Annotated in this window: 20 protein-coding genes, 1 tRNA gene and 1 pseudogene; 14 read left to right on the top strand and 8 right to left on the bottom strand. The window is 71.8% G+C overall.

Annotation, left to right across the window (positions count from 1 at the left end; all coding sequences use genetic code 11):
- Window positions 1-120 precede the first annotated feature (120 nt).
- The 4 genes from hslO to HNQ09_RS13160 all read left to right on the top strand — a co-directional run bounded on the left by hslO (window position 121) and on the right by HNQ09_RS13160 (window position 4,293).
- The gene (gene hslO, locus HNQ09_RS13175; protein ID WP_184030130.1) at window positions 121-1,032 is read left to right on the top strand and encodes an Hsp33 family molecular chaperone HslO; all 912 of its coding nucleotides are present in this window, start codon (window positions 121-123) and stop codon (window positions 1,030-1,032) included.
- A 165-nt stretch (window positions 1,033-1,197) separates the two neighbouring features.
- Window positions 1,198-2,502: a S1C family serine protease gene (locus HNQ09_RS13170; RefSeq protein WP_184030127.1), complete on the top strand. Its 1,305-nt coding sequence runs from the start codon at window positions 1,198-1,200 to the stop codon at window positions 2,500-2,502.
- The gene (locus HNQ09_RS13165; RefSeq protein ID WP_184030124.1) at window positions 2,483-3,637 is read left to right on the top strand and encodes a tRNA nucleotidyltransferase/poly(A) polymerase family protein; all 1,155 of its coding nucleotides are present in this window, start codon (window positions 2,483-2,485) and stop codon (window positions 3,635-3,637) included. The genes HNQ09_RS13170 and HNQ09_RS13165 overlap by 20 nt, the downstream gene beginning before the upstream one ends.
- Window positions 3,638-3,684: 47 nt before the next feature.
- Entirely contained in the window at window positions 3,685-4,293 is a 609-nt protein-coding gene (locus HNQ09_RS13160; protein ID WP_184030121.1) for a site-2 protease family protein, read from the top strand.
- 89 nt (window positions 4,294-4,382) lie between these two features.
- Here the strand turns inward: HNQ09_RS13160 and HNQ09_RS13155 are convergent, their stop codons facing one another.
- The 3 genes from HNQ09_RS13155 to HNQ09_RS18960 all read right to left on the bottom strand — a co-directional run bounded on the left by HNQ09_RS13155 (window position 4,383) and on the right by HNQ09_RS18960 (window position 8,822).
- Window positions 4,383-5,300, bottom strand: a complete 918-nt coding sequence (locus HNQ09_RS13155; RefSeq protein ID WP_184030118.1) for a manganese catalase family protein — start codon at window positions 5,298-5,300, stop codon at window positions 4,383-4,385.
- Window positions 5,301-5,435: 135 nt separating this feature from the next.
- The gene (gene trhA / locus HNQ09_RS13150; protein WP_184030115.1) at window positions 5,436-6,080 is read right to left on the bottom strand and encodes a PAQR family membrane homeostasis protein TrhA; all 645 of its coding nucleotides are present in this window, start codon (window positions 6,078-6,080) and stop codon (window positions 5,436-5,438) included.
- A gap of 90 nt (window positions 6,081-6,170) precedes the next feature.
- A complete protein-coding gene (locus HNQ09_RS18960; RefSeq protein WP_246363352.1) occupies window positions 6,171-8,822 on the bottom strand; it encodes an IMP dehydrogenase in 2,652 nt (883 codons plus the stop codon).
- Between the two features lie 143 nt (window positions 8,823-8,965).
- Between HNQ09_RS18960 and HNQ09_RS13130 the strand changes: the two genes are divergently transcribed.
- Window positions 8,966-9,041, top strand: a tRNA-Ala gene (locus tag HNQ09_RS13130).
- Window positions 9,042-9,150: 109 nt separating this feature from the next.
- On the opposite strand, the gene HNQ09_RS13125 is transcribed toward HNQ09_RS13130, so the two are convergent.
- Window positions 9,151-10,851 carry an outer membrane protein assembly factor BamB family protein gene (locus HNQ09_RS13125; RefSeq protein WP_184030112.1) on the bottom strand — a complete coding sequence of 567 codons (1,701 nt, stop codon included), beginning with the start codon at window positions 10,849-10,851 and terminating at the stop codon, window positions 9,151-9,153.
- 87 nt (window positions 10,852-10,938) lie between these two features.
- Here HNQ09_RS13125 and HNQ09_RS13120 point away from each other — a divergent pair, with 87 nt between their 5' ends.
- From HNQ09_RS13120 to HNQ09_RS13100, 5 genes are all read left to right on the top strand, one after another.
- The gene (locus HNQ09_RS13120) at window positions 10,939-11,502 is read left to right on the top strand and encodes a hypothetical protein (protein WP_246363351.1); all 564 of its coding nucleotides are present in this window, start codon (window positions 10,939-10,941) and stop codon (window positions 11,500-11,502) included.
- A 69-nt stretch (window positions 11,503-11,571) separates the two neighbouring features.
- Complete coding sequence (locus HNQ09_RS13115; RefSeq protein WP_184030106.1) at window positions 11,572-12,036, top strand: metallophosphoesterase family protein; 465 nt, start codon at window positions 11,572-11,574, stop codon at window positions 12,034-12,036.
- Window positions 12,037-12,082: 46 nt separating this feature from the next.
- A complete protein-coding gene (locus HNQ09_RS13110; protein ID WP_184030103.1) occupies window positions 12,083-13,060 on the top strand; it encodes an MBL fold metallo-hydrolase in 978 nt (325 codons plus the stop codon).
- Window positions 13,061-13,130: 70 nt separating this feature from the next.
- Complete coding sequence (locus HNQ09_RS13105) at window positions 13,131-13,589, top strand: hypothetical protein (RefSeq protein ID WP_184030100.1); 459 nt, start codon at window positions 13,131-13,133, stop codon at window positions 13,587-13,589.
- Window positions 13,590-13,909: 320 nt separating this feature from the next.
- Window positions 13,910-14,341 (top strand): hypothetical protein, encoded by a 432-nt coding sequence (locus tag HNQ09_RS13100; protein WP_184030098.1) that lies wholly within the window; start codon window positions 13,910-13,912, stop codon window positions 14,339-14,341.
- A 66-nt stretch (window positions 14,342-14,407) separates the two neighbouring features.
- Here HNQ09_RS13100 and HNQ09_RS13095 read toward each other — a convergent pair whose 3' ends face one another.
- A complete protein-coding gene (locus HNQ09_RS13095) occupies window positions 14,408-15,550 on the bottom strand; it encodes a citrate/2-methylcitrate synthase (RefSeq protein ID WP_184030095.1) in 1,143 nt (380 codons plus the stop codon).
- A 108-nt stretch (window positions 15,551-15,658) separates the two neighbouring features.
- On the opposite strand from HNQ09_RS13095, the gene tsaB reads away from it, so the two are divergent.
- A complete protein-coding gene (tsaB, locus tag HNQ09_RS13090; RefSeq protein WP_246363350.1) occupies window positions 15,659-16,234 on the top strand; it encodes a tRNA (adenosine(37)-N6)-threonylcarbamoyltransferase complex dimerization subunit type 1 TsaB in 576 nt (191 codons plus the stop codon).
- Window positions 16,235-16,256: 22 nt separating this feature from the next.
- Here the strand turns inward: tsaB and HNQ09_RS13085 are convergent, their stop codons facing one another.
- On the bottom strand, window positions 16,257-16,604 hold the full coding sequence (locus HNQ09_RS13085; protein WP_184030088.1) for an FUN14 domain-containing protein: 348 nt from the start codon (window positions 16,602-16,604) through the stop codon (window positions 16,257-16,259).
- A gap of 68 nt (window positions 16,605-16,672) precedes the next feature.
- Here HNQ09_RS13085 and HNQ09_RS13080 point away from each other — a divergent pair, with 68 nt between their 5' ends.
- Both HNQ09_RS13080 and HNQ09_RS13075 read left to right on the top strand, forming a co-directional pair.
- On the top strand, window positions 16,673-17,248 hold the full coding sequence (locus HNQ09_RS13080; protein WP_184030085.1) for a sigma-70 family RNA polymerase sigma factor: 576 nt from the start codon (window positions 16,673-16,675) through the stop codon (window positions 17,246-17,248).
- A gap of 151 nt (window positions 17,249-17,399) precedes the next feature.
- Window positions 17,400-18,410: a CAP domain-containing protein gene (locus HNQ09_RS13075; RefSeq protein ID WP_343057803.1), complete on the top strand. Its 1,011-nt coding sequence runs from the start codon at window positions 17,400-17,402 to the stop codon at window positions 18,408-18,410.
- A 53-nt stretch (window positions 18,411-18,463) separates the two neighbouring features.
- Here the strand turns inward: HNQ09_RS13075 and HNQ09_RS13070 are convergent, their stop codons facing one another.
- Window positions 18,464-19,672: a 23S rRNA (cytosine(2499)-C(5))-methyltransferase gene (locus HNQ09_RS13070; protein ID WP_184030082.1), complete on the bottom strand. Its 1,209-nt coding sequence runs from the start codon at window positions 19,670-19,672 to the stop codon at window positions 18,464-18,466.
- Between the two features lie 70 nt (window positions 19,673-19,742).
- Between HNQ09_RS13070 and HNQ09_RS13065 the strand changes: the two genes are divergently transcribed.
- Window positions 19,743-20,552 carry a WD40 repeat domain-containing protein gene (locus HNQ09_RS13065; RefSeq protein ID WP_184030079.1) on the top strand — a complete coding sequence of 270 codons (810 nt, stop codon included), beginning with the start codon at window positions 19,743-19,745 and terminating at the stop codon, window positions 20,550-20,552.
- Between the two features lie 10 nt (window positions 20,553-20,562).
- Here the strand turns inward: HNQ09_RS13065 and HNQ09_RS13060 are convergent.
- Window positions 20,563-20,978, bottom strand: a pseudogene (locus HNQ09_RS13060) (DUF6194 family protein).
- Window positions 20,979-21,056: the final 78 nt, after the last annotated feature.

Genomic DNA, 21,056 nt, shown 5'->3' with positions numbered 1-21,056 from the left:
CAGAAGTATGCAGGCCGGGTCCTCCTCCCGCCGCCCCGGCCGCGCGGCCCGGCGGGAGTGAGGGCCGCGAATGAAAGACCTCCCACACCGGCCTTGAGTGTGGCTGTGTAGGATTTCCTAATGACTTCGGACGCTTTTGCGGATTCTTTCGTGCTGCGCGGCACGGCGGCGGGCGGCACCCTGCGCTTTGTGGGCATTGACGCGGCGCAGATCGTGGAGGAAGCCCGCCTGCGCCACGGCCTCAGCAAGACGGCGACGGCGGCGCTGGGGCGGGCGCTGGCGGCCTCGGCGCTGCTGGCGGTGGTGCTGGGCAAGAAGCCGGACAGCCGCGTGACCCTGCGGGTGCAGGGCGGCGGCCCGGTGGGCTGGATCGTGGCCGAGGGCAGCGCGGACGGGCGGCTGCGCGGCTACGTGCGCGAACCCGGCGCCGACCTGCCGCTGCGCGAGGCGGACGGCAAACTCGACGTGAGCGGCATCGTGGGTGTGGACGGCGAGCTGGCGGTCACCCGGTTGCTGGACAACGGCGAACCCTATACCGGCAGCGTGCAGCTGGTCAGCGGCGAGATCGCCGAGGACGTGAGCACCTACCTGGGCGTCTCCGAGCAGATTCCCAACGCCGTGCTGCTGGGTGTGTACGAGGAAGGCGGGCGGGTCCACCGGGCGGGCGGGCTGCTGGTGCAGGCCATGCCCGGCGTGACGGACGCGGCGCTGGCGCGGCTGGAGGCCAACATCCGCGCGATGGGGCAGCTCACCGACCACCTGCGGCGGGGCAGCCTGCTCGAAGCCCTGCTGACCGCCACGGAGGGCCTCGACCCTGTGCTGGCGCCGGGCGCTCAGGCCGCCCGCTTTCAGTGCCGCTGCTCACGCCAAAAGGCCCTCGACAGCCTGAAATTCTTCGAGCAGGGCGAACGCCAGGACATGATCGAGACGGGCGGGCAGGAGATCGTCTGCCACTGGTGCGGCGAGCACTACCAGATCACCCCGGGCGAGATCGCGGGCCTCGACGCGGCGCGCGAACGCGCCCGGGCCTAGGGGCCTCGGCCCGCCTCGCCGCTGGGCGGCGCCCCGGCGACTGGGGACATGGCCCGGCACGGGGTGAGACCCCCTCGCCAAAAGGCGAGCGAGATGAAGAAACTTCGTAGGCACGCGGTGAAGGGGCGGCCCCCGTCCCCCCGGGCCGACCCGAATAATGCCCCCATGAACCAACCACTTCTCGGCGCGGCGCTGGTGCTGGTGGGGATGGGACTGGGGGCCACCCTGCTGCGGGATCAGGTGCCCTCCGCCTTCGCGCAGACGGTCCCGCCCGCCGCGCCCCTGGCCGCCCCGGGAAGGGCAGGCACGGCGGGAACCAGCGCCGTGCAGGCGGAAGCGCAGGCGCGGCTCCAGAACGAGCGCAACACGGTCGAGGTGGTGCGGCGCGCCGGGCCGGGGCTGGTGTTTATCACCACCCAGCAGCGGGTGCTGCTGCCCACGCCGTTTCCCGACCTGTTCGCGGCGCAGGTGCAGCAGGGCCTGGGCAGCGGCTTTTTCGTGAACGCGCAGGGAGACATCCTGACCAACTACCACGTCGTGGCGGGGCCGGGCGGCGAGGGCACCGCCGACCGCATCCTCGTCCGGGTGCTGGGCCAGGAGGAATCGGTGCCCGCCCGCGTGATCGGGGTCGCCCCGCAGTACGACCTCGCGCTGATTCGCCCCGAGGGGCTGCGCCCGGCGCTGATCCGGCCGATTCCGCTGGGCGACAGCGGCAGCGGCGCGCTGGCCGCCGGGCAAAAGGCCATTGCGATGGGGGCGCCCTTTGGCCTGGATTTCAGCGTGTCGGAGGGCATCGTCAGCAGCGCGCGGCGGCAGGTGCCCATCGGGTTTTCGCAAAGCCCGATCGGCGAGGGCATCACCCAGAACGCGGTCCAGACCGACGCGGCGATCAACCCCGGCAACTCGGGCGGGCCTTTGCTGGACTCCTCGGGCCGGGTCATCGGCGTCAACACCCAGATCTACTCGCCCAGCGGCGCGGTGACTGGGGGGGCGCAGAGCGCGGGCGTCGGCTTCGCCATTCCCGTCAACACGGCCCGGAGCCTGTTGCCCCGGCTGCAACGGGCACAGGGCGGCGTGGTCACGGCCCCCCGGGTGGGCCTCGTCCCCGGACTGATCGTGGAGGGCCGGGGCCAGACCGCCGCCGCCGGCTTGAGCGCGCTGATCGGCGAGGTCAAACGCGACCTGGGCCTGCCCCCGGCCGGGCTGCTGGTCGGCCGGGTCGTGCCGGACTCCCCCGCCGCCCGGGCGGGCCTGCGCGGCGGCGGGCGGGCGCAGGCCATCGCGGGCGGGTGGCTGGTGCTGGGCGGCGACGTGATCGTGGGGGCGGACGGCGAGCCGGTGGACACCCTCGAAGACCTCCAGGCCGCTCTGCTCGACAAGGAGCCGGGCGACCGCGTGACCCTGCGGGCGCTGCGGGGCGGCCAGCTGCTCGACGTGCCGGTTACGCTGGATGCAGCTTCCTTCCAGTAACGGGCGGCCCGGGCCGGGGGGCCGCGGCGCTGCGGGCGCCTGGGGCAACCTCCAGCCCGGCGACCGCGCGTGGCTCATGGGCCTGGCGGCGCGGGCAGCGCCGGGAGCGCGGGTGGCCCTGGTGGGCGGCGCGGTCCGTGACGCCTTGCTGGGAGCAGCGCCCCTCGACCTCGACGTGGTGGTGGAGGGCCAAGACGCCGGGGCGCTGGCCGCCGCCTCGGGGCTGCCGCACCTGATCCATCCCGCCTTCGGCAACGCGACCGTGACCCTGCCGGACGGGCGGCGTGCCGACCTGGTGCGGGCGCGGCGCGAGAGCTACCCGGTGCCGGGGCAAAACCCCTGGCCCGTCCCCGGCACCCTGGCCGACGACCTCGCCCGGCGCGACTTCGGGCTGAACGCGCTGGCCCTGGAAGTCGGGCCGGGCGGCCCCGGAGCGCTGCTGGAGGTTCCCGGCGGGCTGGCCGACCTGGAGGCGCGCACCCTGCGGCCCCTGCACCCGCGTTCGCTGCACGAGGACGCCAGCCGCCTGGTCCGGGCGGCCCGGTTGGCGGCCCGGCTGGACCTGAGCGCCCACCCCGAGCTGCGGCGGCAGGTGCCCGCCGCCCTGGCGATGGCCGGGCGCACGCCCCGCCTGCACGCCGAGCTGCGCCTGCTGCTGCACGAACCCCGTCCGGGCCGGGCCGCCCGGAGGCTGGAGGGCTGGGGGGCGGGAGCGCTGCTGCCCGCTGGAGCGCTCCCGCGCCTCGAAGCGCTGGACGCCCGGCAGGACGCGGGACTGCCGGTGCCCCCCCAGATTTACGCCGCCGCGCTGCTCTCGGCCGCCCCCGACCCCGCCGCGCTCGCCGGTCGCCTGGGTCTGGGCGAGAAGGCTGCCGCGCTGCTCGCCCGCGCGCTGGGCGACGGTCCCGCCTCCCCCGGCAGCCCGGAAGGCGTGCTGCGCGGCCTGCTGCGGCCCCGCGCCTACCCGGCCCTGACTGGACGGGACGTGCTCGCCCTGGGCGTGCCGCCCGGCCCGGCGGTGGGGGCGGCGCTGGCCCACCTCGCGGCGCGGCGGCGATCCGGCGAGGTCCGCTCGCCGGAGGAGGAACGGGCAGCGCTGGCGGCCTACCTGTGCGGCGCGGACCTGGGGCCGTGAGGGGGCATCCGGTGAGCGGCGCGGGTACTCCGTAGAATGCTGCCCATATGCTTCTCAGTCTGCTGAGTACCAACCCCCTCGCGTTCGTGATTATCGCGCTCGCGCTGGCGCTGTCGCTGACCGTTCACGAGTTTGCGCACGCCTACACCGCCGACCGCCTCGGGGACCCCACGCCCCGGCGCTTCGGGCGCGTCACCCTCAACCCCGGCAAGCACCTCGACCCCTTCGGCACGCTGCTGCTGCTGATCGCGGGATTCGGCTTCGCGCGGCCGGTGCCGATCAATCCGAACAACCTGGGGCGCTGGGGCACCATGTGGGTGTCGGCCGCCGGACCGCTGAGCAATATCCTCATCGCGCTGCTGTGCGCTGGCCTCCTCGTCCTGCTGAAACCGGCCGCCGTTCTCGGGAGCATCCTGCTGACGGTGCTGAGCGTCAACATCGTGCTGGCCGTCTTCAACCTGATCCCGATTCCGCTGCTCGACGGCAGCCGCATCATCGGCGCGCTCATTCCCTCGCTGGGCCGCAGCCTGGCTCAGTTCGAGGCCCAGCCATTCAGCTTCGTGATCGTGATGCTCTTTATCCTGCTTGCCCAGGGACCCATCGGGAACATCATCCGCACCGTGCAGGGCTGGGTGCTGGGCGCGGTGGGGGCGTAGGCCAGGCGCCGCAACAGCGGAAACCAAACAGGCAGAGGCCCCCCACCTTCTCAGGGCGGGGGCCTCTGCCTGTTGCGAGGAGAGTGAGGTCAGTCTTTCAGCCCCGACTTCTTGTGAAGGTTGCGGGCGATTTCCATGATCTCGTCCATGGAGTACTCGGGCGAGAACTCGGCCGAGTCGTGGCCGCCGTCCACCGTTTCCCCGCCGGCCGGCAGCTCGTCGGTCACGTAGACCTCCTGGCCGTCGTCGGGGTGCGGCCCCTTCCAGATCTTGCCCAGGTCGGTGTAGTCGCTGGGACTCATGCGGTAGAGCCGCAGGTGAATGCCCTGGTCCATCAGCCGCTTGGATTCGGGGATCTTTTCGGTGGCGATGTGCGGCACCGGCAGCATCTTGGTCATCTCCACGCCGGTCAGGGTTTCCAGCGCCTTGGCGTAGGCGACCTGATGCACGCCGCCGCGCACCAGCAGGTAGCCGGTCAGGGCCTTGGCGACCGGGTCGGACACCGACTCGTACACCCGCAGTTTCTGCTGCCGCGCGCCGCTTTCCAGGAAGAAGTTGTGCAGCAGGTCCAGCACGAGGTTCCCGCTGGAAAACACGTTGTCGCCCGTCCAGGGGATGTTGCGCGAGTCCTGGACCATCGCGCCCGGCCCGCCCGCGATGAAGTTCTGGGCGTTGCGCATGTGGATGGAAAAGTCGAGCGGCGTGGTGGTGGGGTCGGCCGGGTCCTCGCGGCCCTTCACGTCCGGCCCGGCCAGCAGCGCGTTGATGGTCGCCGCGACCAGTTCGATGTGGCCCAGCTCCTCGGTGGCGATGGTGGAGATCAGGTCGTAATACGGCTTGAGTTCCTTTTTGCCCCGGAAGTTGAACGACTGCATGGTGTAGTTCATCAGGGTGGACATCTCCCCGAAGCGTCCGCCGAACAGCTCCTGCACGGTGGCGGCAGCGTTGGGGTTGCGCTCTTCGGGAAGAGGCAGGTCGAACTGTAGCTTGTCGATACGCAGGTACATGGTGACACCTCCGGCGGGGAGGACCGGCGCTGAAGGGGGACCGGGCTGCGGGTAGCGTACGGCCGCGCCGCCCCCCGGCACGTCAGGAATCCCTAAAGGAAAGGGACCCTTGACGCTCCGGCGGCCCCCCCGGCCCTAGCGCAGGTGAAACATCATCGTCAGGTGCGCGCCCGTGCCGCCCAGCACAAAGAGGTGCCAGATCTCGTGGAACCCGAACGTCCCCGGACGCGGGTTCCAGCGCCGGGTGCCGTAGACCACCGCGCCGACCGAGTACAGCACGCCGCCCGCCGCCAGCCAGAAGATCGCCGCCGGGGGCAGGTTGCGCGCGAGTTGCGGCAAAAAGGCCAGCGCCAGCCAGCCCATCCCCAGATACAGCAGCGTGCTCACCCAGCGCGGCAGGCGCATGGTGAGCAGCTTGAGCAGGATGCCGGCCCCGGCGATCCCCCAGATCAGGCCCAGCACCCCCGTCTGCCAGCGGCCCTCCAGCCCGAAATACGCGACCGGGGTGTAGCTGCCCGCGATCAGGAGAAAGATGCCCGCGTGATCGAGCTTACGCAGCCACAGCAGTCCGCGCTCGCCGGGACGAAAGGAGTGGTAGCTGGCCGACGCCGCGTACAGCCCCACCATGCTCAGCCCGAACACCACGAAGGGCCACAGCGCCAGCCCGCGCGCCCCCGCCCACCCCAGCAGCGGCCCCAGCGCGACCAGCGCGGCGATCACCCCGCCCCAGTGGGTCAGGGCGTTGACCGGTTCGCGCGGGGCCGAGAGCAGACGCTTCATGCCTCCCAGGGTAGAGGGTAGCGGAACGTGGAAGAGGGGGTTGGAACCCGGTCCGCGCGCCAGCCCGCCTCTCCCGTGCCCCCCGCGCCCCTACTTCCCGCCGTAGTTGGGCGCCTCCTGCGTGATGGTGACCCCGTGGGGGTGGCTCTCGATCAGGCTGGCCCCGGTGATGCGGACAAACTGGGCCTCGCGGCGCAGGGTATCCAGGTCGGGCGCGCCGCAGTAGCCCATGCTGCTGCGCAGGCCGCCGACAAACTGGTACAGCACCTCGCCCGCCGTGCCCCGGTAGGCGATGATCCCCTCGATGCCCTCGGGCACGAACTTACGGCTGCCCGTCTGGAAGTAGCGGTCGCTCGATCCCTGGTCCATCGCGCCCAGCGACCCCATACCCCGGTAGCTCTTGTAGCGGCGCCCGTCGCGCAGCACGACCTCGCCGGGGGCCTCGTCGGTTCCGGCGAGCATGGACCCCATCATCACCGCGCTCGCCCCCGCCGCGATGGCCTTGGGCACGTCGCCCGTCTGCTTGATGCCCCCGTCCGCGATCACCGGGATTCCGGCTTCCAGCGCGGCGGCCGAGGCCTCGAAGATCGCGGTGATCTGCGGCACGCCGACCCCCGTGACGACGCGGGTGGTGCAGATGGAGTTGTGGACAACCGCGTTGTCGGCGATGAAGCTGTGGGTCGGGCAATCCACCTCGATGTCGTAGACGGGCAGGCTGAGACCGAGTTCCCGCCGTGAGAGCGGCTTGACTGCCCCGTACTCGGGAAGTTGCCGGGCGGCGTGCGAGACATTCAGCCGGGCGCGGTAGGAGTCGAGAAGGTCGCCCTTCACGCCCTGAAGGCCACCCGGGTTGCCCGGCTCGACGGACATGTTCGGCAGACTGCCGTCGGTCAGGTGGCACAGCAGCCCGAACAGCTCCAGCAACTCGCGCGAGGAGTTCACGAAGCACTGGCGGCCATCGGCATCGATGTACCCGTCACTGTCGATCAGGCCGTCTTTCAGGCCGCGCAGGTACTCTCCGTTCCCCGCCAGATAAGCCTGAGGCAAGTTCTTGTGCTGACGCTTGCCAAACTGCGCCAGGAGCCGTGCCCACGGCAGCGAGGACAGACGCAGGTGGAGAACGTTTCCCACACGCTGCCGCGCCAGAGTCTGACCCGTGACCCCTGCAACCGCCGCGCTCAGCTTGTCGGCGATCTCCCCTTCCTCATGGGAAAAGTACCAGTCCACACGCCCGATTTCCGACCCCACGCGGGTCTCACTGCCGTTGTGGTTAAGGAAAGCGTGTCCATCGCCCAGGAAGGTGCCGAAAAGGTAGCCGAGATCATAGCTTTCCCGAATCCGCGTCGGGTACCGCCGCTCAAGCTGTCCTTGGCGGGCGGCAAAGTCGCCCAGGTTGATGTCCAGCGAGCTGGGCAACTCGAAGTGGAGCTGACGGGGCATCAGGAACACGTCGCCCTGCGTCTCCCCCACCGCCTTCCACCGGAGCTTGCCCTCGCCGAAGCGGGTCGGCTGGGCCAGTGAGCGGGCATAGCCCTTGGAACTCACGGACGCCGCGTTCACGGTCGTCAGGTCGCCTACCCAGTAACGGTGATCGGGCGTGACCAACGTCTCGCGCGGGGCGTGGACATGCCGCACCGCGACGACTTCGCGGATGCCTGTACACCACGAGTTCAGGACCGTGACAGGTTGCCCGTGCATGTTCAACACGCGGTCGCCGACCCTCACGTCCTCGATGTTCTTGTAGTATCCGCCCGCCATCAGGACGCGGGTTCCGGCGGCAAAACATCCCGGCCCGATCCCCACCTTCACCGCGTCCGCCCCCGCCGCGATCAGGTCCCGCGCTCCCGTGCGGGTCGCCACGTTCCCGGCGATCACGTCCACGTCGAAAGTCTCCTTGACCCGCGCCAGCGCGTTCAGGATGCCCTGGCTGTGGCCGTGCGCGCTGTCGAGCACCAGCACGTCGGCCCCCGCCGCGACCAGCGCGCCCGCCCGGTCCATCAGGTCGGCGCCCACGCCGATGGCCGCGCCCACCCGCAGGCGGCCCAGGTCGTCTTTGGCGGCGCGCGGATACTTCACCCGCTTGGTGAGGTCCTTGATGGTGATCAGGCCCCTCAGGAAGCCTTCCGCGTCGGTCACCAGCAGCTTCTCGATGCGGGTGCGCTTGAAGATCGCCTGCGCTTCTTCCAGGGTGGTGCCCACGGGCACAGTCACCAGCTCCTCACGGGTCATCACGTCGCGGATGGGCGTCGCCGGGTCCTCCACGAAACGCAGGTCGCGGTTGGTGATGATGCCCAGCAGCCGCCCGGCGGGATCGGTGATGGGCACGCCGCTGATGCGGTACTCGCCCATCAGGCGCTCAGCGTCCCCGACCGAAGCGCCCGGCGGCAGGGTGATGGGGTCGACGATCATGCCGCTCTCGCTGCGTTTGACCTTGCGGACCATCTCGGCCTGCGCGTCCACCGGCATGTTCTTGTGCAGGATCCCCAGGCCGCCCTCGCGGGCCATCGCCACCGCCATGGCCGTTTCGGTCACGGTGTCCATCGCCGCCGACACGAAGGGAATGTTCAGCCGCACCCGCCGGGTGAGCTGCGTCCCCACGCCGACCTCGTGCGGCAGCACCGTGGAGTGCCGGGGAAGCAGCAGCACGTCGTCGAAGGTGATGCCCTCCTGGCCGAACTTGTGGGCGAAGCGGTCCTCGTGGGCCGGCGGGGACGGCTGGGCGGGCGTCGAGGGGGCACTCATGCCCAGGAGTCTACGCGGCCCCGGTGAGGGAGGTCCCGGAGGCGGTCCCGCGCGGCTGGCCCCCCCCCCGCCCCTTGCGCGCCCGGAAGGTGCGTGCTAGATTCTGCCTCGCCCTTTTGTGAGGGGGCCAGCCGCGAAAACGTGGGGTCGTAGCTCAGCTGGGAGAGCGCGTCGTTCGCAATGACGAGGTCAGGGGTTCGATCCCCCTCGACTCCACCACCCAGAAAGCCCGCCATCACGGCGGGTTTTTTGATGGCTCCAGGGGGAACCCCCCGGAAGCAGGCAGCCTGGCCGCGCCTTTCCCTCCGGACGCGGCCAGGCTCAGGCGTCAGCGGCGCACGAGCGGCTGGTATTCGGGGGCGGCGACCAGCGGCGCCAGGGCCGGGAGGTTTACCGGGAAGGTGAGCGTGCGCCCCGCGAAGGTCAGGTTGACGCCTGCCGGGGCACGCCGGGCCGCCACGCTCACGCCGGGCAGGTCGGCCAGCGCCGCCAGCGGCACGAAGGCGACGCGGCCCACGAAACGGACCGGCAGGGTCTGGACCGCCGCCGTCGCCGCGCCCTGGGCGGGCAGGGCCAGGGTGACCGCGCGCGGCGTGAGCAGACGCACAGGCGTGCCCAGCGCCCCGGCCACCTCGGTCAGCGGGAGGTGGACCAGCCCGCCGATGTTGCGCGCGGCCTGACCGGCGGCCTGGGCGTAGCCCTCGGGCGTGCGGGTGGGCGCGGCCGGAGCGGCGGGCGCCGCCGGGCGGGAGGGGGGCGTCGTCGCCTGGGGGGGGGTCACCTGAGCGGGGGTGGGCCGGGGAGCCGTGGGCCGCGCCGCACCGTTGCCAGGAGCGTTGCCAGCGGCAGGCGCCTGCGCCAGCACGGCGGCCACCGCAGCGCGTTTGGCGGCCGTGCGGGTGGCCGCCTCAGCGACCGTCAGCGCGCGGCCCCACCCGGCGGGCACACCCCGGAAGCTGGTCCAGGGACCGTCGGCCAGCGGCGCCTGCCGGGCGACGGCGCTCAGGCCGCCGCCCTCGGTGGCGAAGTACAGCACCCCCTGGTCACTCACGGCCACGCTGGTGTCGATCTTCTTGCCGCTGGCGATCTTCCAGCGCGGCTGCCCGGCGGGACCGATGGCGTGGACGGTCCCGCTCAGGTCGGGCACGACCACGCTGCCGTCCGCGAGCTGCACCGCCGCCGCCGCGACGGGCGCTCCGGCCGCGTAGACCCACTCGTCCTCGCCGCTGGTGTTGACCGCGTACACGTTGCCGTCGTAGCTGCCCACCACCACCAGGTTGTCCCCCGTCACGATGGGGCTGGCGTTCACAAAGAGGCCGGTGGAGCGCACCCAGCGCTGTTTGCCGTCCGGCGAGAGCGAGTAGATGCGGCGGTCGCTGGAGCCGAAATAGATGTTGCCCTGGCGGTCGAGCGCCGGGCTGCTGAACACCAGCGATCCGGCCCGGAAGGCCCATTTGAGCTGGCCCTGCGGGGTGAGGGCGTGCAGCTGGTTGTTCTGGGCGCCGAAATAGATGGTGCCGTCCCCCGCGACCGCCGGGCTGCTGAACACCGGCGCCCCGACTTTGAAGGTCCACAGCACCTGCCCCTGGGGGCCGAGCGCGTAGACGCTGCCGCCCGCCGTCGCCACGACCACGCTGCCGTCGGGGCGCAGGGCGGGGCTGGCGAAGATGTCCCCGTCGAGCTTGGTGCGCCACAGCAGCTTGCCCGACCCGTCGAGCGCGTACACGTGGTCGTCGTAGGACGCCGCGATCACGCCGCCCTGGGGGGTGACCACCGGGCTGGCGCGCCCGATGTCGCCCGCCGCGTAGTTCCACTTCTCGACGCCGCGCGCGTCGGTGCGGTGAATCCGCGAGTCCGACCCCACGAAGACGAGGTCGCCACCTTCACCGATGGCGACGCTGGACATCACTTTCAGGTCCTTGAACCAGCTGATCTGGGGGGAGGCGGGGGCGCCGGGCGCCGTCTGGGCCTGGACCGAATGCAGGGCAAGCGGGGCCAGGGCAAGTGAGAGAATCAGCGTTTTTCTCATGTGAAGGTAAGCTCCTTTACAGTCCCTTTACAGGGTGTGGGGACGGATGGACGCCCGTCAGGGTAGCGTCCTAAGATGCGTTCCGATATGAAAAAGATTCTCATGCTGACCGCGTTTGCCCTGGCTGGCCTCGCTGCCGCGCAGGACACTACCCCGACGCCTCCCACGACGGACACCAGCACGACGACCACCGAGACCACCACCACGACGACCGAGACCACCACGACCCAGCAGGACACGGCGCTGCCCGCGCCCGCGACCCTCAGCGCGACTGACAACTTCGCCCGCGCCCAGGAGTACGCCGTGCAGGCCGACGTGGCCTACCCGGTCCCCTTCTACGACCGCACGCTGTGGAAGGCCGCCGTGGACCACGCCTTCTACGCGGCCAACCAGGAGACGGGCAACCGCGACTACCAGGCCTACCTGGGGCAGCTCTACACCAAGACCCAGTGGTGGATCAACGCCTACAACACCTGGAACCGCCTCGGCGAGCTGAACGACACCGAGAAGCAGTGGGCCAGCCTCAGCGCTGCCAAGCTCGCCTACCTGGCCCTCCAGCGCGGTGACCGCGCCGCCGCCCGCACCTACGTGGACAAGGGCCTGAGCTGGGCCGACAGCGCCAGCCTGCGCGCCATCCAGAGCCGCCTGTAACTCCAGCCTGCCGAGCGCGCCCTCCCGAGTGGGGGCGCGTTTGCCGTGCCTTCCCCTTAGACTCGGCGCATGCAGGTGCTGCTTCTCTCGGACACCCACGGTCTGCTGCGCCCCGAGGTGCTGGGGCTGGCGCGGCAGGCAGGCGCCGTGCTGCACGCCGGCGACGTGGGCAAAGAGGCGGTGCTGGAAGCGCTGCGGGAGGCCACCCCCGGCCCGGTCCACGCCGTGCGCGGCAACGTGGACCGCACGCCGCCGCTTTCCCGGCTGCCCACAACGCTGCTGCTCGACCTCGGCGGCGTGTGGGTGTACCTGCTGCACGACCTGCAAGACCTCGACCTCTCGCCGCAGGTGGCGGGAGTGAGCCTGGTCGTCTCGGGCCACACGCATCAGCCAGGGCTGGAGCAGCGCGGCGGCGTGACGTTCCTCAACCCCGGCTCGGCAGGACCCCGGCGCTTCCGGCTGCCGGTGGCCTGCGCGTGGCTGCGGGTGAGAAGCGGGACGTTCGAGGTCGAGCCGGTCACCCTCCAGCCCTGAGGCTTCCCGGCCCGGCGGGGCCGCCCGGCGGTGGTAGCCTCGCCGCATGACGGTCTCCGCCCTGACCCGCGTCCACGGGACGCTGCACGCCCTCCAGGTCCCGATTCCCTACCCCATGAAGACCGTCACGGTCCTGATCGACACCGCCGGCCCGGTGACGCTGATCGACACGGCCCTCGACACCCCCGAGGCCAGGGGCGCCATCGAGGGCGGTCTGGCCGAACTGGGCCTGCACTGGCCGGACGTGGAGCGGGTGATCATCACCCACCACCATCCCGACCACTACGGGCTGGCGGGGCTGGTCGAGGAGCGCAGCGGGGCGGCGGTGCAGCTGCTCGACGTGGAGATCGGGCGCGGCGAGCGCTACTGGCACCTCTGGGAAGACTGGCTGCCGGGACATGTCAAGCATATGCAGGACCACGGCCTGCCGCCCGAACTGCTCGCGACGCTGGAGCACGACAGCCGCCGCACCCGCGACCGCGTGCAGCCTGCCGCGCGCGTGCAGCCGCTGCGCGAGGGCCAGCTCGTCCCGCTGGCGGGGGGCGAGTGGGAGGTGCTGTGGCTTCCCGGCCACGCCGACGGGCACCTGGGCCTCTGGAATGCAGAAGAAAGCCTGCTGATCGCCGGGGACGCGATCTTGCCACGTATCAGCCCCAACATCGGCCTGTACGCCTACACCCGGCCCGATCCGCTGGGCGACTACCTCCAGACCCTGGGCAAGCTCGAAGCGCTCAATCCGGCGCGGGCGGTGGTCGGCCACCACGGTCCCCTGATGACGGGCGTGCAGGCGCGCGCGCGCGAGCTGCGGGGCCACCACCACGAGCGGCTGGACTTCGTGCGCGCCGAGGCGGGCCGAGAAGCCCGCAGCGCCTACGCCCTGAGCCTCGCCATGTTTCCGCGCGACCTGAACACCGCCGGGCGGCGCTTCGCCCTGGCCGAGACGCTGGCGCACGCCGAGCACCTGCGCCTGCTGGGGCAGCTCGCGCGCACCTGGCAGGAGGGGGCCTGGGTGTACCACGGGTAGCGCAGCGGCGTCGGGAGATTGGCGCCGCGCCGCCGATTCGCGGCCCGGCCCCCGGTCTATACTCCCCCCCATGACGGCCCCGCGAAACGAGTTGCAGCGCATCATGCGCGCCCTGGAGGCCAGCGGCCTCAGCGTCGAGGCGGTCGAGGACGGGGCGCTCGTCCGCGACGGCGACAGCCGGGTGGCGCTGTTCGCCGACGCCGATCACCGCGGCGGCGTGATCGTCCGCCTGCATCTCGACCTCGACCTGTACGTCGAGGAAGACGCCCTGCCCGACATCCTGATGGGCATGAACCTGCTCAACCAGGGCCTCGACTACGGCACCCTCAACCTCGACCCCGTGGACGACGAGGACCTGGGGGAGGACGCGCCACTGACCTTTGCCGTGCTGGGCCGCGCGGTGCTGTGGCTGCGCGACCTCGGCGCCGAGGAACTGGAGCGGCTGCGCGAGCACCTGCGCCGCTTCGAGGCCGAGGTGACCGAAGCCGTCGAGCGCACCCTGCACGGCGGCAAGGGCCTGAGCGCCTGAGCCAGCTCAGCCCGGCCCCATGACAGGCCACCCCACCCGCAAAGCGCACCGCCCCCAGGACCTCTGGCGCCGCGCCGGGGGTCTGTTCCTCTGGCCTCCCGGGCCGGATGCACCGGCCTCCGCGCTGCGCAAGCGGCGGGGGGAGCCAGCGTCCAGGCGGGGCCGACTTGTGTCCCGGCTCCCAGCAGCGGCGGGGAAAGCCGGAGTACCCTGGGAGTCAACCTCCAAGCTGCACCTCGCCCGCGCCGCGTTCCGCCGCCCGCCCTTCCCAGTCCGGGGCGGAGGTGTGCCGCGCTCCGGCCCAGCCTCAGGAGGCGCCCATGCCCACCCGTTCCCGTCCCGCCGCGCGGCCCGGCGCCGCGCATTTCACGCTCTTTAGCCGGGGCCGCGTCTACGGCATTTTCGGCGCGCTGGAGGACGTGCAGCAGTGCACGGCGCGGCTGCTCGCGCTGGGCCTGGGCGACCAGGACGTGCAGATGATCGTGGGCGAAGGCGGCCAGCGCGCCCTCGACGAGGACGGTGCCCACCACGGCCTGTGGGGGCGCTTCCTGCGCATGATGCAGGGCATGACCGACGAGCGCGGCCACGTCGAGCAGTATGCCCGGGCGTTGGCGCGCGGCGAGATCGTCCTGAGCGTGGACGTGAGCGGCCAGCCGGGCACGGTGGCCCAGATCGCGCAGGCCTTCCGCGACAGTCAGGCCCGCTTTGTCAACCACTACGGCCCCTGGGTGGTCGAGCCGCTGCACGCCTGAGAGAGGCGGGCAGCGAGGAGGCCAGAGCGTGCAATGCTCTGGCCTCCTCGCCGGGGCGCTCCCGGCTTACGCGCGGTCTTGCAGCGGGACGTACGTCTGGTCGCGCTCGCCCGTGTACACGGCGTCGGGGCGCAGCAGGCGGTTGTCGCGGGTGTACTCGATCACGCTGGCGCACCAGCCGCTGATGCGGGCCAGCGCAAAGATCGGCGTGAAATATTCCTTGCGGATGCCCAGGTCGGAATACACCGTGCCCGAGTAGAAGTCCACGTTGGGGTAGATGCCCTTGGCGCCCATGCGCTCGACCACGATCTTCTCGATGGTTTCGAGAATCTGGTAGTAGGTGCTCTTGCCTTCCTTGCTGGCGACGTGCTCGGCGTAGTCGCGCAGCACCCGCGAGCGCGGATCGAAGTACTTGTAGACGCGGTGGCCCACGCCCATGATCTTTTCCTTGCGGTCGAGCTTGTCGGTGATGTAGGCCTCGGCCTTCTCGGGGGTGCCGACCTCGTCGAGCATGTCCATCACGGCCTCGTTGGCGCCGCCGTGCAGGGGGCCTTTGAGGGCGCCCACCGCCGAGGTCACGCAGGAGTACATGTCGCTGAGGGTGCTCGCCGTGGCGATGGCCGTGAAGGTCGAGGCGTTCATGCCGTGGTCGGCGTGCAGCACCAGCGCGATGTCAAAAAGCCGGGCCTGCTCGGGGGACGGCTCCTTGCCGGTCAGCATGTACAGGAAGTTCCCGGCGTGGGTCAGGTCCATGCGCGGCGCGACCGCGGCCTGGCCGTCCTGGGCGCGGCTGACCGCGGCGATCACGGTGGAGAACTGCGCGATCAGGCGCACCGAGATCGCGCGGCGGGCCGCCTCGCTGGTCTCCTCGGCCTGGGGGTCGAGCAGGCCCAGGTAAGAGACGGCCGTGCGCAGCGCCTGCATGGGGTGCACGCCCCGGGGCATGGCCGCGATCACGTCCAGCAGCGCCTGCGGGACCGCGCGGTTGGCCTTGAGTTCGGCGTCGAAGGCGGCCAGCTCGGCGGCGCCGGGCAGTTTGCCGTCCAGCAGCGCGAGCGAGAGTTCCTCGAAGGTGCTGTTCTCGGCCCACTCCTGAATCGGGATGCCCAGGTGGGTCAGGATGCCCTCGGACCCGTTGATGAACGTCAGCTTGCTCTCGGTGAAGAGGACGCCTTCCAGGCCCTTGGCGACGTTGGCGGTGTTGGTCATGGTGCGCCCACCATACCACCGCGCCGCCGCGCCCCGAATCCCGCGCCCCGCCCTCACGTCCCTGGCCTGGTGACAGCGCCCCCACCGGGCCACCCTACAATGCCCGCCATGTCCGCTCCCGCCGCCCCCGTCACCCTCGCTCTGGACACCGCCACCCCCTTCCTGACCCTGGCGCTGAGCTGGCCCGGCGGCGCCCTCACCCTCTCGCAGGAGGTGGGCCGCGCCCACGCCGAGCGCCTGGCCGACGAGACCGGCGCGCTGTTTGGCCGCGCCGGACTGCCTTTCCGCGCCGACGCGCTGGTGATCGGCACCGGGCCGGGGTCCTATACCGGCGTGCGGGTGGGCGCGAGCTACGCGCTGGGGCTGGGGCGGGTGTGGGGGGCGCCCGTGCGCGGCGTAGCCACCCTGGAGGCGCTGGTGCGCGGGGTGGACGGACCTGGGCCGGAAGGCCGGGTCGCCGTCTCGCTCGACGCCCGGCGCGGCAACGTGTACGGCGCGGTCTACGAGGTGCGCGGCGGGGTGGTGGCTGGGGTGGTCCACCCGCCCCGCAAGCTGCCGCTGGAGGAGTTCGAGGCGCTGGCCTCTGGACTTCCCCACCACCGCGACCCCGCCCCCGACGGGCTGGCGCTGCTGCGCGCCGGGCAGGACCACGGGCAGGCCGACTGGGCGCTGGCGTACCTGTAACCCGCCGGGCGCCCCCGCCTGCCTACCCGCGCACCCGCAGGCCCAGCAGCAGCCCCGCCGTGAAGGCCCCCGCGAAGGGCAGCCGGGCGGTCAGGACGCGGGCCAGCCAGTCGGTGCCCAGCTCGCCGCCCTGGCGCAGCAGGGGGTCGGCCAGGGCCTGCACGCGCGGCCAGTTCACGGTGACCAGGTCGAAGGAGACCAGCAGTTGCAGGGTCAGGAACAGCAGCCCCAGCGCCAGCAGGGCCAGGCGGCCCAGCCTTTTCAGCGCGTAGCCGGTGGCAAAGCCTAGCACGGCGCCCACGCTCAGGTCGGGCAGCAGGGGGCGCAGGGCTTCACTGACGGGGGCGGTGGAGAGCGTGTCAGGGAGCAAGGGAAGGGGATGCTACTGCCAAAAGGCTGACGCGCCTCTTGCAGGCGGCGGGGTATGGTGGGAGGGACGTGACCCCCGAGCCGGACATCCTCACGCCCGAGACGCTCGCCCGCCTGACCAGTGGTGAGGAAGCGGCCTGGCACGCCTTTGTCAGCGCCCACGAGGCGCGCATGTACGCCTACCTCTACCGGCTGGAGGGCAACGCCGAGGACGCCCTGGACCTCACGCAGGAGGTCTTTTACCGCGCCTGGCGCAGCATCCGCACCTTCCGGCCCGGCGAGCGGGTGTTGCCGTGGCTGTATCAGGTGGCCCGCAACACCCAGATCGAGTCTCACCGCCGCAAGCAGCTTCAGCGCTTCAGCCTGGAAGAGGCGCGCGAGGACGTGGGCTTCGAGGTCACCAGTGCGGCGCGCTCGCCCGTGCAGGCCGCCGAGAGCGCCGACGCCCAGGACCGCGTGCAGCGCGCACTGATGCAGCTGCCCGGGGACTACCGCGAGGCGGTCGTGCTGAGATTCGTCGAGGACCTCCCCTACGACGAGATCGCCCGCATTCAGGGCGTGGCGGTGGGAACGGCCAAGAGCCGGGTCTTCCGCGCCAAGGAGCAGCTGGCCGAACTGCTGGCGGGCGCCGCCGACGTGCATTGAGCCGCGCGGGGGACGCGCCGGGAAGCGGGCCAGGCTGGGCGAAACCGGCGACGGACCTGACCCACCGGAACCTGGGACAGGGCGCAAGGCCCCGGCCGCTGGGCCAGCAAACCCGGGGACTTCCCTGGGGCAAATGCTCTAGGCTACCCCGGTGAGGACCGGGGGATGGATGCGGGCGAGCCTGCTGGCGGGCGGGGCGGTGCTGGGGGCGTGTGCGGCGCAGCCCGTGAACTTTCAGGTGAACTTCTCGATGAACGAGACGCGCCGGGCGCCGCTGACCGTCACCTTCCGGGCGCAGGCTCCGGCCGAGTACCGCGTGGTGTGGAGCTTCGGAGACGGCCGCGAGGGCCAGGGCGCCGCCACAGCCCACACGTACTACCGCCCGGGGCGCTACACGGTGCAGGCGCAGCTGCTCGACGAGCGCGGCCGGGTGCGCTCGACCGCCACCGGCGAGGTGCAGGTCGAGAGCAGCGGCCCCGAGCGCGCCGCGCTGGTCGTGCTGCTGGGGCGCGGCGAGGTCCGGCTCTCGGCGGCGGGCAGCGTGGCCTACCGTCCCGGCACACCCAGTTTCACCCTGGACGGCCGCGCGGCGGGCAGCGGCAGCGGTCCCGGGCTCGCCACCGGGCCGCTGCCGCTGACGGCGGGCGAGCACCGCGCCAGCGTGCGCCTGCCGGGAGAGGGCGGCCCGCTGGAGCGCAGCGTGGAGTTTCGCGCCGCCGCCCTTCCCGGCAGCGTGCCTTTCGAAACCGAGGTGCTGCGTCTCACCAATCAGGCGCGGGCAGAGGGCTGGAACTGCGCCACCCTGCGCGCGGGGGGTCCGGCCCGGCCGCCGCTGAGCCGTCAGCCTCAGCTGGAGGTCGCGGCCCTGGCGCAGTCGGCGGGCATGGCGCTGCACGGCTACTTCGACCACCGCAGCGGCTTGGACGGCAGCACACCGGCCCAGCGCGTCGAGGCCAGCGGGCTGGAGGTCCGCAGCAGCGCGGAGAACATCGCGGCCGGTCAGACCACCCCCGGCGCCGTCGTGGACGCCTGGCTGCGCAGCCCCGGCCACTGCCGCAACATCATGGGCGACTTTACCCGCATCGGCGTGGCCTACGTCCACCGGCCGGAGACGCCCTACCGGCACTACTGGACGCAGGTGTTCGCCACGCCCGCCGAGTAGGCCGGGGGGCAGGAAACGGCGCTGCGGGGCGCTCCCCCGGCGGGCAGGCCGGATCAGGCCTCGAAGTGCAGGAAGATCGCCTTGAGGTACTCGGCTTCCGGGAAAGAGGCGTGGTGGTCGGGCGCGTGGCGGCTGGTCCGCAGCTCGCGCCAGCGGCGGCCACTGCGCCGGGCCGCGCCGCGCACCACCTCCCAGAACTCCTCGGCGCTGACGTGGGCCGAGCAGGACGCGCTGACCAGAATCCCGCCCGGAGCGAGGCGGCGCAGGCCGTCCGCCGCAAGCTTGCCGTAGGCCCGGACCGCCCCTTCCCGCTCGGCCTCCCGCCGCGCCAGCGAGGGTGGGTCGAGCACCACGAGGTCGAACTCGCGCCGTGTCTGCCCCAGCCACTCGAACACGTCGGCCCGCACCGTCTCGTGCGCGGCGCCCAGGCCGGGATTCAGCGCGAAGTTGCGTTCGGCGCCCGCCAGCGCGTGGGCGCTGAGGTCGAGGCTGACCACCTCCCGCGCCCCGCCTCTGGCCGCGTACAGCGAAAAGCCCCCGGAAAAGGAAAAGGCGTTCAGCACCCGCCGCCCCCCCGCCAGCCCCTCCACCCGGCGGCGGTTCTCGCGCTGGTCGAGGAAAAAGCCCGTCTTCTGGCCCTTGACCACATCCGCCTCGAACCTCAGCCCCGTCTCGCGGAAGACGACCGGGCCGCCCGGCTCGCGGCCCACCACGGTCAGGCCGTCGCGCAGCCCGGCGCCCTGCGCCAGCTCCCCGATGTTGCGGCTGAGGCGCAGCACCACCCGGAAGCCGGGAAAGCGGCTTTCCAGCAGGCCCAGCAGGAGGGGCAGGTGGGGAAACCACGCCGCCGTGTAGAGCTTGAGGACCAGCGTGTCCGCGTAGCGGTCGATCACCGCACCCGGAAAGCCGTCCGACTCGCCGTTCACGACCCGGTAGCCGTCGGTGTCGGGGCCGAAGAGGGCCGCGCGGCGGTGCAGGGCGGCGTCCAGCCTCGCCCCCCACCACGCCTCGTCCACGTTCAGCGGCAGCCCGGTGTGCAGCACCCGCAACCGCAGCGGCGAATGCGGGTCGTACAGGCCGATGGCGAGAAAGCGGTCGCGGCGGTCGTAGACCACAGCCAGTTCCCCGGCCTCGCCCTCACGGTTTTGCTCGCGCACGCTGCCCTCGTAGAGCCAGGGGTGCCCGGCGCGCAGGTGCGCTTCGGCAGGGGCGGACACCCGCAGGCGCAGGCGGGGGCGAGGGGGGGCAGGGGGCTGCGACATCGGGGGGCAGGGTAGCGCAGGGGCCGCCGCGACAATGGAACGCCCGTGGCTCCTGGGCGACAATGGGACCATGCTGCGCCTCCCGTGCCTGCTCCTCGCGCTGTGCTCGGTGGCCTCCGCCCAACCGCGCGCCGAGGTCCACAAGAACACGCCGCCCGGTCAGGCCACGATGAGGCTCTACGAGGGCGGCCGGTTGCTGTTCCAGGCGACGACCCCGGGCCTGAACGCCGTGACGGAGACCAAGTTCAGCCCGGACGGGAAGTGGCTGCTGAACCTGACCGACCAGGGCTACGTGCAACTGTGGGACGTGGGGAAAGGCGTGCGGGTGAAGACCTTTCTGGCTCCTTTTGCCCGCGTGCTGAACGCCGACTTCACACCCGGCAGCCGCTCGCTCCTGCTGCCCTTCCGGGGCGAGGAGGGAGAGCGGCCCGCCGACGCCTGGGCACCGTCGTTCTGGAACCTCAGCCCGCTGCGCTGGGCCGCGCCGCTTCAGGTCGCCCGCACTTACGGGCCGAACGGTCAGTACGTCTGGCGCGAGGGAGGCTACAGCGGCCAGGTCCACTTCAGCGCGGACGGGCGGCGGATGGTCACGACCTCCTTTCGCCGTTTCGGGGGCGACCCCGCCGTGGTCTGGGACGCCCGCAGCGGGGCGCACGTCGCCACCATCCCGCGCCTGCCCTACCCCAGGGGCGCCGGACAAATCGGCGGAGCCGGAACCGTGACCGCCCGCCTTTCCCCCGACGGCAGCCGCGTCCTCGTGCTGTACGTGGACGGGCGGCTGGCCGAGTACGGCGCGGGCACCGCCAGGCTGCTGAAGCTGCGCGGCACCCCCGCCGAGGCGCCGGCACAGCTGGAGCACTTCGGGAAGACGGGGAGGTAAAGCCCGCGATCTACCTGCGCCCCTTCGCCTTTTCGTAGGCTTCCTGCAACAGGGGGCGCAGCCCCTCAAAGGTCACGGCGGCCGGATTCAGGACGCACACCCAGCCTACCGGCGCATAGACCGGGTGGGGCATCAGCACGTCCAACTGCCGGTAATCGTGGCCGGTGTCGAGGACGCCCCAGTCCGGGCGGGGCGCGGGCAGCGGCCCAAAGAGCGCCGGTAAGTCTCCGGCCTCGGCCCGATATTCAGGCGGTAGATTCCCGCCCGGCCCAGGTCCGAGGCCGCGTCGTGCTGGTCGGAAGTCACCAGCGTGGCAAAGGGCATCGGCTGGTCTTCCCTCGCCATGAAATAGAAATCTCCCGCGACGTGCTGCACCACAGCCCCAGGAAACAGGTCCCTTATCGCCTCCACCACACCTTCCACCATCAGTTCTCCCTGGCCCATACCGTCTACAGTTCCTGAGAGACGTGAGTGAAGGCCGGGGCGCGTTCTTGAGCGGGCCTT

It is taken from the genome of Deinococcus budaensis (genome assembly GCF_014201885.1).
GTDB lineage: Bacteria > Deinococcota > Deinococci > Deinococcales > Deinococcaceae > Deinococcus > Deinococcus budaensis.
This window is presented reverse-complemented; position numbering and strand designations above follow the sequence as displayed.

Coding starts and splice junctions, on each gene's coding strand:
- hslO (WP_184030130.1), top strand. CDS start 121: ATGACTTCGGACGCTTTTGCGGATTCTTTCGTGCTGCGCGGCACGGCG.
- HNQ09_RS13170 (WP_184030127.1), top strand. CDS start 1,198: ATGAACCAACCACTTCTCGGCGCGGCGCTGGTGCTGGTGGGGATGGGA.
- HNQ09_RS13165 (WP_184030124.1), top strand. CDS start 2,483: ATGCAGCTTCCTTCCAGTAACGGGCGGCCCGGGCCGGGGGGCCGCGGC.
- HNQ09_RS13160 (WP_184030121.1), top strand. CDS start 3,685: ATGCTTCTCAGTCTGCTGAGTACCAACCCCCTCGCGTTCGTGATTATC.
- HNQ09_RS13155 (WP_184030118.1), bottom strand. CDS start 5,300: ATGTACCTGCGTATCGACAAGCTACAGTTCGACCTGCCTCTTCCCGAA.
- trhA (WP_184030115.1), bottom strand. CDS start 6,080: ATGAAGCGTCTGCTCTCGGCCCCGCGCGAACCGGTCAACGCCCTGACC.
- HNQ09_RS18960 (WP_246363352.1), bottom strand. CDS start 8,822: ATGAGTGCCCCCTCGACGCCCGCCCAGCCGTCCCCGCCGGCCCACGAG.
- HNQ09_RS13125 (WP_184030112.1), bottom strand. CDS start 10,851: ATGAGAAAAACGCTGATTCTCTCACTTGCCCTGGCCCCGCTTGCCCTG.
- HNQ09_RS13120 (WP_246363351.1), top strand. CDS start 10,939: ATGAAAAAGATTCTCATGCTGACCGCGTTTGCCCTGGCTGGCCTCGCT.
- HNQ09_RS13115 (WP_184030106.1), top strand. CDS start 11,572: ATGCAGGTGCTGCTTCTCTCGGACACCCACGGTCTGCTGCGCCCCGAG.
- HNQ09_RS13110 (WP_184030103.1), top strand. CDS start 12,083: ATGACGGTCTCCGCCCTGACCCGCGTCCACGGGACGCTGCACGCCCTC.
- HNQ09_RS13105 (WP_184030100.1), top strand. CDS start 13,131: ATGACGGCCCCGCGAAACGAGTTGCAGCGCATCATGCGCGCCCTGGAG.
- HNQ09_RS13100 (WP_184030098.1), top strand. CDS start 13,910: ATGCCCACCCGTTCCCGTCCCGCCGCGCGGCCCGGCGCCGCGCATTTC.
- HNQ09_RS13095 (WP_184030095.1), bottom strand. CDS start 15,550: ATGACCAACACCGCCAACGTCGCCAAGGGCCTGGAAGGCGTCCTCTTC.
- tsaB (WP_246363350.1), top strand. CDS start 15,659: ATGTCCGCTCCCGCCGCCCCCGTCACCCTCGCTCTGGACACCGCCACC.
- HNQ09_RS13070 (WP_184030082.1), bottom strand. CDS start 19,672: ATGTCGCAGCCCCCTGCCCCCCCTCGCCCCCGCCTGCGCCTGCGGGTG.
- HNQ09_RS13065 (WP_184030079.1), top strand. CDS start 19,743: ATGCTGCGCCTCCCGTGCCTGCTCCTCGCGCTGTGCTCGGTGGCCTCC.